Source organism: Priestia koreensis (genome assembly GCF_001274935.1).
Classification (GTDB): Bacteria; Bacillota; Bacilli; order Bacillales; family Bacillaceae_H; genus Bacillus_AG; species Bacillus_AG koreensis.
In genome coordinates this window covers 49,488-64,153 of sequence record NZ_LILC01000002.1, presented here as the reverse complement: position 1 = coordinate 64,153, position 14,666 = coordinate 49,488, and the positions used below count along the sequence as shown (strand labels likewise).

The window sequence follows — 14,666 nt, the reverse complement described above, 5'->3', positions numbered from 1 at the left end:
GAGGTGCTTTCGTTGAACTTTTACGTTAATCAAAGTATCTACATCCAGGTTCTGAAGGTTAATGCCGTGTCCAACTCATCCATTTTACAAATCGGCAGTGTGGGCGCTTTGACCGCTAACTCCAATTTATTTAACACCGGAGGATTTACAGAGCCTGCACCGAAACCTGGAAAAAGCTCAACATTAGCTTCTGTGTCACCAACAACTTTGCAGCCCCTTCAGGCAACACCAGGCGTCCCGTCCACTACTCTTACTCCCCCAAAACCAGAATGATCTGAAAGGTGATCTTTTCAAAGGAGTGAGGTCAGGTGGACTATTTGCAACACCTTTATCAATACATCCAGCAAGTCTCAAATTACATTCAGCATCAAACCGAACGCATTCAGCAGCTTGAAGCCTCTGTACAAGAGTTACAGGATAAGGTCAAAGAACTCGATGAAAAACCTGCAACAAAAATTGATAAAATTGAATATAAATTTGAGCAGTTAAAGATTGATACATTAGATGGAACACTAAATATCGGATTGAACCCACTTACGCCAGATAATATGGAGGACTTTATTATTAATTCCAACACTACGCCTTCAGCTGGCCAAGATTTGAATGTTCCGCCCGTTAACCCGACGTTATATCCAGTTGAGAACCGCTCAATTCCTTCAGAGCTCGTGGAAGAAATTCATGCACAAATTTTAGCAGATCTTGAAGAACACGGGGAGTCGGTGATTACTTCTATTTTAACAGAACGACAGTTTCAGATTGACTATTCATATTATGAATTTATTATTGAAGACATTAAAAAGCAGCTTGAACCGCGCATCATCTATCACCTTCAGCAACTAGATGCTCGCATGATCGCTGAAAATCGTGAGGCCGTAAGAGAAGACGTATTGAGTAAGCTTGTGGAAGATATCAAAAAGGGAATTAACGCTTTTTTAACCTATTTACCTGAATCATTAAAAAGCGAGGGTGGACCGACATGAATTACACCGTCATTAACCGAGACTTATTAGTAGGCGATATTAAAATTACAGGTGTATCGTCCTCCTCTATTTTTCTCATCGGCGATGCCCATTATGTCAATTTGTCGGCGACGTTTGATACACCGGCTGAATCGTTAATTATCGGCCCGTATGTACCGCTATCTTTAACATAAGGATGAGTGCATAATGAACATTTTAGGACCAAGAAGAACGTCATATGTAGACATCATAAATATAAAATCTGTCAGTTCCTGTTCACTTTTACAAGTGGGAGATTCACAGATTATTAACATGTTCACAAAGGCTTTAGCAGATCAGCGCGAGTATCCCCTCTTTTATGGAAGAGAAGGCGACTTTGACGACTATAGCGTGTTCTCAGAGCCTATTCCACAGTTCTTACCTGGGGCTCGTGTCGATATGAACGTGATCAACGACTGTTCTGCCATTAAAGTTCACAGTATAAAAGTGATTGGTACTTCGTTCTCGTCCCTTATTCACGTTGGATCAACTTGTGATATTTTTGGGGAAGCACGCGTGAAACATATTCGTGAGCTAGAGACCGCCGAGTCTAAAAACAATCCAAACATTAAAAAAGATGACGCTGACTCTAGTTCGTCCTCAAAAGGAAAGAAAAAACAAAAAGTAACGCCAGGAAATACACCTGTCCAAACAGGAGCAAGCGGCAACATCGGTGGAACAGGTAATGCAAATGCATCCTCTCGATGATCACTTGCCCGCCATACTTCAAGATGAAAAGGATGTTTAATTATGCCTGCATTAATTGGTCCCGTTCAAATCGTCAGCGTCGGTGGAGGCGTAGTAACGTTTGGCGATACGTTTTACGTTTCCCCTAAGAGCGGCTCAAAAACAGCGGCTGGCTCTGGTTCCTTCAACACAGGAAACTTTATTAACACAAATACAGGAATTTCGGGTACAAATACACTCGATCCTGATATCAATGATCAAAATAACGTGGCAAATGCCTAACAAAAAGTCCTCCCGCTATTTGGGAGGACTTTACTTATTAATTCCATATTTATGTAGCCATTACATATGAATAACGGTAAAATTCGGGTAAAGGAACTAACAGTTAGTTTTACAGATTTAATCTCTACAGAAAAAGGTGGCTGTTGAAATGAACATTGGTTTGATTGACATAGTAAAAATCGTTGTATTGTGTTTATTTGTCTGGATTTTCATCCTAATCAGGGGTAGTTATACCCTCTTGGATACGGCATTTATGATCATGATTGTGATCATTTCTTATTTTGCTTCTTCTTTTTTCAAACGGAGAAAATAGACTCATTCTAGAAGCAATTGAAGCAACTAAAAACATTAAGTAATTTGGATTTTGATCTGCCCTCTAAATTGTATGGATAGCAAAAAAAGCCTTATTCGTGTGCGAATAGGCTTTTTTTTCGATACGTTAACTTCTAGAAAGCTACATTTCTACGCTGTTTTATTTCCGACGTCGCTCATTTGATTTTTTTATTCTCGGCACCTTTGAGGAGGGTTGTTTTCGAATCCATTTTACAAAGGCCCAAATTTTTGGGTCTTTTCGCAAATCTTCAATTGTATTTAGGCGTACTGCTAGCTCTTCATTTGTGTATAGCGCGTGAATTTGTTTATGACAAGGAATACACAAATCCGCAGTCGGTTCAAACGTTCCGCCCTTTTCCTTCGGAGTAAGGTGATGTACCGTTGTTTCAACCTCTTCACGCCCACAAAGGGCACAAGTTCCAATGTGCTTGATTCGTTTTCCGATGTTCTTTCCCTCCCCTTTATGCTTATAAGGTTTCGATTTTCACACGTGTTCCTCGTCCAGATGGCTCTGCTGCTTCGACAAGAAGTCGCTTCGGCAGACGAGCACGTAGCTCTTGTACGTGACTGATGACGCCAATGGATAATTGCTGTGACTGAATTTTCTCAAGAGATGTAACCACATTATCAAGAAGCTCACCGTCTAACGTACCAAACCCTTCATCAAGGAAAAAGAACTGTAGCGGATACTCGCCCCTAAGCTGAATTTGTGCGGAAAGTGAAAGCGCTAGTGCAAGCGACGTTAAAAACGTTTCCCCACCTGAAAGTGAGCTTACCGGTCTCTTAACACCGCCATTTGCATCGTCTCGCATAATAAATCCACCCTGTGAATCAATTTCGATCGCATAGCGCTGACGTGTTAACATGCCTAACCGCTTCGATGCATCACGTGTAACATTCATCAACTGTTCCTCTGCAATATACTCCACAAAGCTATTTCCTTTGAAGACGCTTTGAAGCTTTTGATATTGCTCTGACAGATGAGCATATTCTTCTCTTTTCTCTTCTAGATCATTGAATCGCTCATGACGATTTTCAATATCTTCTAACGCCTTTTGTGCGGCTCCTGTTGCTCTTACCGCCTCATTAACACTACTATGCAGTTCTTCCCTTAATTGCTGCGTTTGAAGCCACTTCTCTTCTGTGATCTCCTGCTCATGCAGCTTCTTATTCACTGCATCAAGATCATGACGAATTGTCTTTATCGTTTCCAAAAACGCTTGAATTCTTTCACTTAACCCCTTCATCACATCTTCTGATAAAAAAGCTGCCTTTACTTCTTCGGCAGAAGCAAAATAAGAGTTGCCTAAGCGCTCTTCCCAGCTTTGAGAAGATGCTTGAAGGTGGTCGGTCGATTGTTGCAGAAGGTGCTGTTCAGCCTGCGCATCTCTCTCAATGGATTGATACACTTTTTGAAGTTGCTGAAGCATTTGGTAAGAGGATTCCTCCATTTCGGTAAGCTTCGCTAGCTTTTGGGTCGTTTCTGCCCATAGCACGTCTACATTCCCTTGACCGATAATAGAGCGTAGCTCACCGTTTTTTTCCTCGACTGCTTCATTTTTTGTTTTATACGAAAACGTTGTTTCAGCGAGATCTTTTTCAAGAATCGAGACTTGATTTGTAAAGCGCTCCGTTTTTTGCTGCTGTTCTTCTAAAAAACGAACGCTTATATTGAGCTTTTCTTTTAACTCCTGCTCTTTTTTATCACGTTCACTGATTTCTTTTTGCAGTTCGTCCACCTGCTCGAGCTCCATATGCGGATAGGCCTTCTCGAATTGTCGAAGAGCAGTAAGATGCTCCTCCTGACGCTTTTTGAGCTTCTCCTTTCCTATTTCTTGGTCCTTTTCCTCGCGTTCAAGCTGAATATGCAGGCTTTGCTTCTCCTGATGAAGCTTTCGCACATCACTTAAAAATCGCTGGACACGATCTCGTATCTGAAGCTGATCTTGCTGCAGTGACTTAATTTCTGATTCCATGTTCGTCATGTAGTCGATTAAGGCCTCTTCATTCAATTCCTGAATGGGGGCGACGTCCGTTTTTTCTAATTGTGCCTTCGAAAAACCTTCTGCGACAAGCTGCTCTGCATAATGCTGAAGCTGTAGCTTTAAAGAAGCAAACTCTCCTGCAGATGGTCTGAATTCACGAAGAATTTGTTCAAGGGCTTGCTTTTGACCATCCTTTTCTTCTCCTGATACCTCTGTTGCAAGCTGAGGATGATGAGTAGCACCACATACCGGACACGCTTCTCCCTCACTTAAACCTTTTGCAAGAGTTAGTGCTAGATGTTTGACTTGTTCACGCTGTTGCTTCTTTTTCATCTCTTCAACGTGTTCTTCTCCTTGCTGAAGAAGTGCCTCACATTCGCGTTCTCTTTCACAAACGACCTCGTAAGCTTCCTGCAGCGAACCAAACAACTCATTTCCTTGCTGTTCACTTCTTTTCACTTGCTCTTCTTGGCTCTTCTGTCTTGATACTAAGTTCATGTAAGATGCGTCTTTTTGCTTCAACTCTTCCTCAAGCTCAGAAATCGATAATTGAATCCCTGATAAACGTTGCTTCTCACTATACGCTTTTTGTACCTGCTCACGATATTCAAATGGCACAACAACCGCTTCTAGTTCCCCTTTTAGAACTTGTTGCTTTTCCGTCCCACGTACTAGTAAAGAACGTGCTTTTTCGAGGCCATTTTTCGTTTCAGCCATCTCTTTCTCTTGATTTAAGCGCTTCTCATCTAATTGTTTTACCTGATTCTTCGCTTCTTCAATCGCCTGTTCCAGTTTTTTCGCTTGTTGAAGCTGTTCTTTTTTCCCTAGTAGGAGAGGCTCTTGTTCTTTTTTGTGTTCACGCACCTTTTCATACTGTGCTTGTGCCTGTTCATACTGACCTTTCGCTTTTTCTAAACTCATCGTCAGCTCATCAATACGCTGCTGTGATGTTTCTACCTGCTTTTTAGTTCGCTCCAAGTCTTCTAGATATGGCTTCAACTTATCAGCGGCTTCCGCATGCTTTAACGTCTCCTGCTTCCGTTCAATTTCAATTTCCTGGTCAGCAAGCTTTCGGAGTTCTTCTTCTAATGAAACTTGCTCTTGGTGCCACTGCCAAAGCTGCTTTTCTTTTTCGTACAGCTTTTCCACCTCAGCAAGCTCACCCTGTCTCTTGGCTAAAAGCTTTTGGCTCCCCTCAAGCTCTTCCTTCGCCTCCTGTAAGCGTTCCTTAGAAGCTTCACCAAGACCTGCTTGTTCAGCCATGATCTTATCCAAATCGCTCGTCACGGCTTGAACTTTTGCTCTTAGCTTCTTTGTTAGCTGATCGCCATACTGTTCAAGGTTAAATAACCGCTGTAGCATTTGGCGGCGCTCCGCCCCTTTTAACGAAAGAAACTCAGCAAATTTCCCTTGAGGAAGCACAACTGCTCGTGTAAAATCATCAATCGTAAGTCCTAATAAATCTTGAACATGCTGATTAACCTCGTTTGTTTTATCAGCTAATACAAACTGTTCCTCACCGACTTCAACAATACGACTTGTAGCAGATTTAACGCGAAGTTCATCGGAACGTTTAAAGCTTCGTTCGACTTTATAACGCTTTTTATTCGACGCATTTTCAAGTTCAAACGTAAACGACACCTTTAATTCATTTTCCGCGTGATTTAAAATTCCTTGAGTATTATTTGCAGCACGTTCTACCTTCCCGTACAGCGCAAGCGTCATTGCATCTAAAATTGATGACTTCCCGCTCCCTGTGGTACCAAAAATCCCGAACACGCCGCCGTTACACAAATCTTCAAAATCAATAATCTGCTTTTCTCGGAAGCTATGAAGCCCCGCAATAGATAACGAAATTGGTTTCATGCTTCAACCTCCTCAGTCTCTTCGTCCTCTACTAGTGATAAAAATAGCTTTGTTAATTCATCACCAGGCTGTGCTCCACCTGTTTGCCGTTCATAAAAGCGGCGGAAAAGCTCTGGGATTGGCAAATCCTTTTGTGAGGAACGCTCTTCTACTTCCTCTGTTTGTTCAAACACTGGGCGAATATGAATAAATCCTTCATGAAGCTTGCGAAGACGATAAATCTCCTCTAAAGAAAGCATGTCCGTTAAGTGAATTTCGAGATCAATAAAAGCCTGAGAATCCTTCCCTTCATCAATCCACTGATGAACTTCCGCTAACCCGTTTTTCGCTTTCCAGCGTACAAGAGGCTTACCGCTTGATAAATACACTTCTGATAGCTGAACAGGCTGATTAGGCTGTGCGTCGATGATCGTAACCGATTTTGTGTAGCCTGATTCTGAAAAGCTATACGCTAATGGCGAACCTGAATAGCGCGAAGGAGCTAAGGCCCGCTTAACATCCTGGGGACGATGGAGGTGACCAAGTGCCACGTACTGCGCGTCCTTAGGAAGTGAAGTTGCTGCAACTGTATAAGCACCCCCAACCTCGATCGGACGCTCCGAATCGCTGGCACTGCCTCCCGCTACGTGAATATGACTCATTGCTATATTCACAGCATCACTTGAAAACTGCTCGCTCATCTTTGCAAACATACCGGCAATGCGCTGATCATACGAGTTACGTAGCGCGAGTTCGTCATTTTCCTCTGATAATACTTCTTTTAATCGTGATTCCGATGGATACGGAAGTGCCGCTACTTTTAATACTTCTTGCGTAGATGGGATGTGAATAGATTGAACATCAAGAGTTGGCAGTCCGAGTAACGTAATTCCTTGTGTAAAGGCTAGTGGATTTGCTGCTGAAAGACGCTCTGGATTATCATGATTCCCAGCGATCACAATGATTGGGCGCTTTCCACCGTTTGATAAACGGGAAATCCCTTCGTAAAACAGTTGCTCTGCCGCTGCTGGAGGATTGACTGTATCAAATGCATCCCCTGCCATTAAAATGGCATCGACCTGTTCACGCTCGACGATCTCTACTAATTCATCGAGAAATTGTGCTTGTTCCAATAATCTGCTTCTTCCTTCTAACGTGCGACCTAGATGCCAATCGGCTGTATGTAAAAGCCTCATCATGAATTCCCCCTTTAATCTGTATGAAAGAGGTGACCTTACGTAAAGTCACCTCTTCACTGTTTTTATAAATAAAGCTCATAGCCACCGTCTAGGAAATAGAGGCATCGCTCAATGCTTTCTTGTTTTAAAATACGCTCAATCGCCTTCGAATACGTATCAATTTGGAACTGATAACGCTCTTGAAGGACCGGCTTGGCTTCGCTGAAATCTCCGCCAAAACGCTCTGAAATATTATCTGTTTTAAAGTCTACTAACACAAAGCCTTTTTCATCACGGAACAAGCAGTCAATCACACCTTGAATTAACACGGTCTCTTCTGTGTCACCCTGCCAATCTGAATAAATTTCTTCTGCCTTTAACCCTAAGCGGAATGGCAGTTCACGCTTCACATAAGGAGCTTGACGTAGCCGAGAGCCGATCTCACTTTCGAGGAAACGCACGACATTTTGGATGTTTACACCTTCTGCTTGATCTGCTGTTAGAATTTCCTTTGTAATTAAGGAGCTGACGAGTTCACGAACCGATTCCTCTGAGACATCTGCCTTCAAGTCAATATGCTGAAGGACCAGATGAGTAATCGTCCCTTTTTCAGCAGGAGTCAGCGTCTTTTCCTGCATAAACGACGGACGATCTGCTACAGGGCCTTGAAACTTTCGAACAAAGCGCTCATCGCTCGTCCCATCCTGTAGTTGCTGATGCTTAAGCTCAGAAACAGATTGCTTCGCATAATGACCTGCTGCCTCTTTGTGCGAATAGGTCCAGTTCATTCGCTCGTGTATTTCTGTTTCAAAAGAAGACTTGATGTCAACCTTTTCTCCTTTTTCTACAGCCTCTAAAAGTGCTTCGTGCTGTAGCTGCTCTTCCTGAAGATTTTCTTCTAGCTCCTGAGCATGAAGTAGCTGGATGCTCCACTTTGATGAATCGTTGTATATCGGTGATGTTGTCACGTTTGATGAACGCTCACCTGCCAAGTGCTCGATGCTCGGATGGCGGATAAGCGATGGCCCTACCCAGTCTAAATAAGACTTAGCTCCGGATCGGAGGTGTGCAGGCAGTACCCATTTTGACGATGCGCTGGCTGCTTCCCATTTAGTTACTGATTTTTCAATGTCATTAACGGTTCCAACGAGAATAAGCTTTTCCTTCGCACGCGTTAGTGCAACGTACAGAACGCGCATCTCTTCAGCCATGCTTTCATTTTTCATTTTGCGCTTAATGGTTTGTTGAAGAAGCGTCGGGTAACTGATTCGAAGCTTCGCATTAATCAGCTTCGAGCCAAAGCCCAATTCTTTATCGAGCAAATAATTTTTATTTAAATCCATCATATTAAATTGCTTCGATAGACCTGCTACGAACACAACAGGAAACTCAAGCCCTTTACTTCCATGAATAGTCATTAGACGCACAAGGTCTTCTTGTTCACCAAGCGCCCTTGCTGCACCTAAATCATCACCGCGCTCTTGCATTCGCTCAATAAAACGTAAAAAGCGGAACAATCCTCTAAACGAGGTTGCTTCGTATTGTCTGGCACGATCATGGAGCGCTCGCAGATTTGCTTGGCGCTGCTTTCCGCCTGGAAGACCTCCGACAAAATCATAAAACCCTGTGTCACGATAGATTTGCCAAATAAGTGACGACAACGAATCTTGTCTTGCGCGTGTACGCCATGTTTGAAGCTGCTGATAAAAAAGATTTACCTTTTCTTCTAGCTCTGCCTGCTCAGCAGAAGCCACTTGGCGCTGGAAATCTTGCATCGCCTCATAAAACAATCCCTTTTTATTCGCAATCCGAATGGTCGCAAGCTCTTCCTCTGAAAGCCCGACAATCGGCGAGCGAAGAATGGCTGCAAGCGGAATATCTTGATACGGATTATCAATTACGCGAAGAAGTGACAGCATAATGGATACTTCCGTCGCATCAAAATAACCGGTTGAAAGGTTCGCATAAATCGGAACTCCCTCTTCCTTAAATTCTTCCATAATCTGCGGAGCCCATGGCATGGAGCGAAGCAGAATGACAAAATCTCGATACGTAACGCTTCTTGTTGTCTCAAGCTTACGATCATAAATTTGAAAACGCTCTTGAACCATTTTTTTAATTCGACGTGCCATATAGCGAGCCTCAAGCTGAGATGTTTCAAGCTCTGCTTCAGAGAAAACACCCTCATCAGGTGACTCCTCATCAGATGCCCCTTTTTTATCTTTTGTGATAAGCGCAAGCTCTGTCTCCATGCCTTCTACAGAAGGATAAGAGGCGCCAAGCTTTAACGCAGCATCATCATCATAAGAAATTTCCCCAACTTCCTCGTCCATCACTTGATTAAAAATAAAGTTTGTTGCATCAAGAACCTGCGAACGGCTTCGGAAGTTTTTATTTAAATCAATTTTCAACCCGCCTTGACGACCTTCATGGGTAAAACGCTTGTATTTGCTTAGGAATAAAAATGGTTCTGCCAAACGGAAACGATAGATGGATTGCTTCACGTCCCCTACCATAAATAAATTCCCTTCGTGCTCGTCATCTTTCGTCACAAGAGAAATGAGGGATTCTTGTACCATATTTGTGTCTTGGTATTCATCTACTAGCACTTCTTTGAACTGCTGGCGATATTTCTTTCCAATAGCAGAAGGCAGTAGCTGACCATCTTCTGTTTCTTCCCGTAAAATGCGCAAACAGTAGTGCTCTAAATCAGAAAAATCCACTAAGCCCTTTTCTCGTTTGACCGCATCGTAGCGTTCCGCAAAGCTGTTTACAAGCTCAACGAGTTTCTCGACAACAGGCTTCATATTTGAAAAGTCACCCATATAGGCATGAACGGGTCTTGCAAACAATTCACTTTGAAGTTTTTCGAGAGACTCTTTCCCTTTTTTACGCAAATCGCCCGACTGTTCAACAAGTGCTGCGTCATATTCTCCTTTTTTACACGCCTTTAGACGAGAAAAAGACAGTGTTTGCATTTCTTCATGAAGCTCTGTAAACGACCGTTCACTTGCTGATCGTAAGCGATCAATTTGAGCTAAATCCTCCTCAAAGTTTGCCGCTCGTGGCGCAGGTCCTTCCGGGAGCTTCGTAAGGTTCATTCCTTCTTCTAAAAGTGCTTGAATCCCCTTTAATTGCGAGGACACTTCTTTTAATAAAAACGGAATGAATGGAAGCGAATCGATCACCGTATCTTCTTCAACATCATACTGATTGATTAGCTGTGACAGCCACTGCTTAGGAAACGGATTGGAGCGTGAGAATTCATACAGATGACGAACAATCACTTGAATATCCGCATCACTTCGATCATTTGTATAGCGATCAATCAGATCAAAAAAGACACTGTTATCCTCAATGCTATACTCTTCCTCAAAAAGTTCCTCTAGTACTTCTTCACGAATCAGCTCCGCCTCTGCATCATCTGCAATACGAAAACCTGGATCAATGTCGATGGCATAGTAATATTTCCGAATCACGTCTAGGCAAAACGAGTGAAGAGTTGAAATAGACGCTCGGTTTAGCAGGCTTAGCTGGCGACGCAAATGCAGAGATGATGGATTGCTTTTTAACTGTTTCTCAAGCGCTTCTCCAATACGCGTACGCATTTCAGCAGCTGAGGCATTTGTAAATGTAACAATTAAAAGTCGATCCACGTCTAACGGATCCTGCTCAGAGATTACTTTTATAATAATTCGTTCAACAAGTACTGCCGTTTTCCCTGAACCTGCTGCTGCCGCAACAAGAATATCCTGTCCTGAAGCCGCAATGGCTTTCCACTGATCATCTGTCCATTGACTATTGGCTGGTTTCGTCATAAGATCGTTAGTCAATTTTGTAGCCCTCCTCTCGAATTTTGTCTAGTATGGTTGCACTCTTTTCAACAGGCAGTACACGGTGCTCATTCTCCTCCATCGCCTGATCAAACTGACAAACAGATCGATAGGAACAAAATTCACATGGCGTACGATCTTTTAGTTTGTAAGGTGCAATATCGACCACACCATCCGTAATATTTGTACCGATTTCTTGGAATTTGTTACGCATATATCCACGCAAATAGCTAAATTCTTCTTGGCTTGCAACAGATGAATTTGAATAAAATTCGCCCGAGCCTTTTATTCCAGCCGAAACAATCTTCGAATGACCGCTCTCAAGCGATTGGTCCATAAGGCGAACGGACTCTTCATCTCCTAATAAAAGACCTTTCATCTTAAACTTTTTAAATAGCTCTTCTTCAATTTGATCAATGGTCATCGACTTTGAACTATTAATCATTGGATTATGAACGTGGAAGTATAAAACTCCTGCCGGAAGCGCTCCATGTCCGTTTTCTACGAGCTTTTCTGCATACGTAACGACCACATCTAAATAAGCAAGCATTTGGAGCGCCAAACCATAATAAACTTCGACAAGGTTCAATGCCTTATCACTGGACTTATAGTCAATAATCCGTAAAAGCAGACCTTTTGAGCTTTCTGCTTTATCAACGCGGTCAATACGACCAATAAGCTCCATCGTTTGTCCGTTTGGAAGCTCAAACTGAATGGATGGAAGATCACCATCTGGACCAAAGGCCATTTCTAAGCCGATTGGTTCAAACCCACTCGCTTTTGCATGCTCACTTAAAATCATTGATGCTCTTTCAATGATTTGTTGCAGCTTATGCTTCAGATAATGATGGCGATTTGAACTTAGCAAGATTTCATTTTGCAAACGCGGCGCCAGCTCATTCACAGCATTTAACGAGAGCGTTTGGCAATCTTTTTTCGTCAACTGACGCCAGTCCTTTTGATCGTTACGAAGCTGTTCGGAAATCATTTTTAACGCCGCATGGAACAATTCACCGATATCAGGCGCCGCAAGTTTAAACGCTTTTCGTTCTTTTAAACGCAATCCATGTGAAGCAAAATGGGAGAACGGACACGCTTGATATTTCTCCATGCGTGATACGCTTGCCTGAATATGCTTTCCATACAAGTGATAGCTTGTCTCTTTTGTAAGTCGCTTTGCTTCATTTTTGTAAAACAACGCGCTCAATACACGATGGCTATAGAGCTTCCACAGTTGATCTTTTTCTATCAAGTGGTTATATGCACTCCACCAAATATCGCTCATTGGATACTGTCGCTTCCACGCCTGCATTTGCCCTGCAAGATACGCAAGAGTCGTTCGTGGATTCGAGACGAAATGAATTTGCTCATCATCAGGTACATTTCCTGGATCTTGTACAAGGAATGTTTCCTTCACGACCGGAAACATTTCTTTGATTCGGTTAACATACATAGATGCCAGCATCGTTTTTCCTTCTTCATTTGCAAGCGGGTAACTGATGCACAAGCGTTCAGATGGACTCGAGGTAGCTAAATAAATAAGAAACTGCTCTTCAAACAGTCGCTTTCTCGTTCCTGCTGCCAGCTGGACGCCAGAATCTAGAAGCTGCTCCCTTTCTTGATCCGAAAGTACACCGTCACCTTGTGGCTTAGCCGGGAATACCCCTTCATTAAAGCCCACGATAAACGTCATTTTAACGTCTGGCAAACGAGACCGTTCCACGTTCGCAATGAGCACTTGATCCATGGCTGGTGGAACGAGGGCAAACTCCATGCTCTCAAGCCCTGCTTCCATAATGTCAGTAAATAACGTAAGGGAAATCTTTTCATCCCCCATCATTTCAACAAACTGATCCATCAGCTCCAGAACAGATTCCCATGCCTGATCGTGTTCTTTTGCAAGGCGCAGATCGCCGTTTTCAACAGCTGCTTCCTGCAGACGCTGCATTTTCTTCGGGATCTTCAGCTCGGTTAAATAGTTGAAAAGAGCTTCTGTAAGTTCACGTCCCGTTTTTGCTTTTTTTAGACGTTTTTGTAACGTATGAATAGGCGTTACAATCAGCTCACGCAATTCGTTTATTTTATCTTCAAACCGAAGCTCCTCTTCTGTCTGTGGAACATCCATATCCTCGAGTGATCGATAACGGCGATACGTCCAACGCTCTGAGTTCGTCCAGCGCTTTCCGTTAATTCCGTAAGCAAGTGCATAATTCTCAAACACGTCCATTTCCTCACGAAGCTTTTGATAATTCGCTTTTACCGGAAATAACAAGTCTGTCTTTACCGCTCTAAAAATCGTCTCATAGCGCCATGACCCTCGTGCTACTTCCAAGGAGGAGCGAATAAGCTCAACTAGTGGATGATGAAACATCGCTTTCTTCTGGTCAATAAAATAAGGAATCTCGTAATCTTTGAACACGACATCAAATAAATCTTGATAGTCAGGTGTGTTACGTATCATGATCGCAATATCACGGTAGCGATAGTTGTTTTCACGAACAAACGCCTGTATTTTTCTCGCAATCCCCTCAACCTCTGCTCGGCGATTAGCAGCAGGAAGCAACTCGATATCCTCCGTTTCACGTTGGAAAGAACCAATGGCACGATCATCGAAAAATCGTTCTAAATAATACAGTCCTTCATGTTCACTGTAGCGTCGGGATTCTTCCAATACATGAGCACCTTTGACCTCAACACCATGCTCCATTGCGACTTGATGAAGCTGATGATAGGTTTGCGCCGTTACATGAAATAGATCTAACTCATTAATAAATGGCTGATCATACACGCGATCGCCCGTTAATGAAATAAAGACATCCTTAGACGTTTTCATTAGTTGACCCACCACTTCTATTTCTTGTGGCGTAAACATATGGAATCCATCGATATACACAGTGGCCTCTCGTAAATACGATGATTCAGGAATCTTTTCAGCCAACAAACGAAGCTGATCCTCTGTTCCGACATACTTATCAGCAAGTTGCGTGTCAAGATCTCCATAAATAACGGACAAATCTTGAAGCTTATCAGCAAGTACCTTGTCACCATCGTCTGCGAGCTGCTGAATTTGATCGCTTAGCATCTCACCTGAAACGCAGTAGCGCTTGAATTCCGTCACCATCTGTTCTAAGTGCGTTAAAAATCCTGGCTTTTCGGCTGCTTTACTAAAAACGCGTAGCTCTTCTTTCCGCTTCTCTAAAATTTTACGAAGCATCATTTTCATTCCCGTCTGGGTGATGTGCTGGCGGCTGAAACCTCCTACTTCCTGTAAAATTCGTGGCGTCAACGTACGAAAGCTAAATACATGCGCGCGAATCATTCCCGCAAGGTCTTCGTCACGAACAAACTCATATTCGAGCTGATGCGTCATTTGTTCAGGCGCTATATAAATTAACGGATCACCAAACGGATCGTCTTTGGACTGCTTACGAATGTCATCCATGAACAGGTGTGTTTTCCCGCTTCCTGAGCGACCAATTAAAAACTGAACGGCCATTTCGTCCCCTCCCAACTTATTCTTCTCTC

At 42.9% G+C, this 14,666-nt stretch carries 10 protein-coding genes; 5 read left to right on the top strand and 5 right to left on the bottom strand.

What is annotated here, in order from left to right:
• Positions 1-12 precede the first annotated feature (12 nt).
• From AMD01_RS00340 to AMD01_RS00320, 5 genes are read left to right on the top strand one after another with little or no spacing between them, the layout of a single operon-like run.
• A complete protein-coding gene (locus AMD01_RS00340) occupies positions 13-273 on the top strand; it encodes a spore germination protein GerPB (RefSeq protein WP_053399402.1) in 261 nt (86 codons plus the stop codon).
• Positions 274-308: 35 nt separating this feature from the next.
• The gene (gerPC, locus tag AMD01_RS00335) at positions 309-980 is read left to right on the top strand and encodes a spore germination protein GerPC (protein WP_053399401.1); all 672 of its coding nucleotides are present in this window, start codon (positions 309-311) and stop codon (positions 978-980) included.
• The gene (locus tag AMD01_RS00330; RefSeq protein WP_053399400.1) at positions 977-1,153 is read left to right on the top strand and encodes a spore gernimation protein GerPD; all 177 of its coding nucleotides are present in this window, start codon (positions 977-979) and stop codon (positions 1,151-1,153) included. The genes gerPC and AMD01_RS00330 overlap by 4 nt, the downstream gene beginning before the upstream one ends.
• A gap of 13 nt (positions 1,154-1,166) precedes the next feature.
• A complete protein-coding gene (locus AMD01_RS00325; RefSeq protein ID WP_083446353.1) occupies positions 1,167-1,706 on the top strand; it encodes a spore germination protein GerPE in 540 nt (179 codons plus the stop codon).
• Positions 1,707-1,748: 42 nt separating this feature from the next.
• On the top strand, positions 1,749-1,967 hold the full coding sequence (locus AMD01_RS00320; protein WP_053399399.1) for a spore germination protein: 219 nt from the start codon (positions 1,749-1,751) through the stop codon (positions 1,965-1,967).
• A gap of 472 nt (positions 1,968-2,439) precedes the next feature.
• Here AMD01_RS00320 and AMD01_RS24370 read toward each other — a convergent pair whose 3' ends face one another.
• From AMD01_RS24370 to addB, 5 genes are all read right to left on the bottom strand, one after another.
• Positions 2,440-2,745 (bottom strand): HNH endonuclease, encoded by a 306-nt coding sequence (locus tag AMD01_RS24370; RefSeq protein WP_083446352.1) that lies wholly within the window; start codon positions 2,743-2,745, stop codon positions 2,440-2,442.
• A 22-nt stretch (positions 2,746-2,767) separates the two neighbouring features.
• Complete coding sequence (locus AMD01_RS00315; protein WP_053399398.1) at positions 2,768-6,151, bottom strand: SbcC/MukB-like Walker B domain-containing protein; 3,384 nt, start codon at positions 6,149-6,151, stop codon at positions 2,768-2,770.
• Positions 6,148-7,326: an exonuclease SbcCD subunit D gene (locus AMD01_RS00310; protein WP_053399397.1), complete on the bottom strand. Its 1,179-nt coding sequence runs from the start codon at positions 7,324-7,326 to the stop codon at positions 6,148-6,150. Before AMD01_RS00310 ends, AMD01_RS00315 begins: the two co-directional genes overlap by 4 nt.
• Before the next feature lie 65 nt (positions 7,327-7,391).
• Positions 7,392-11,141 carry a helicase-exonuclease AddAB subunit AddA gene (gene addA, locus AMD01_RS00305; protein ID WP_053399396.1) on the bottom strand — a complete coding sequence of 1,250 codons (3,750 nt, stop codon included), beginning with the start codon at positions 11,139-11,141 and terminating at the stop codon, positions 7,392-7,394.
• Positions 11,134-14,637 carry a helicase-exonuclease AddAB subunit AddB gene (gene addB / locus AMD01_RS00300; protein WP_053399395.1) on the bottom strand — a complete coding sequence of 1,168 codons (3,504 nt, stop codon included), beginning with the start codon at positions 14,635-14,637 and terminating at the stop codon, positions 11,134-11,136. Before addB ends, addA begins: the two co-directional genes overlap by 8 nt.
• Positions 14,638-14,666 lie beyond the last annotated feature (29 nt).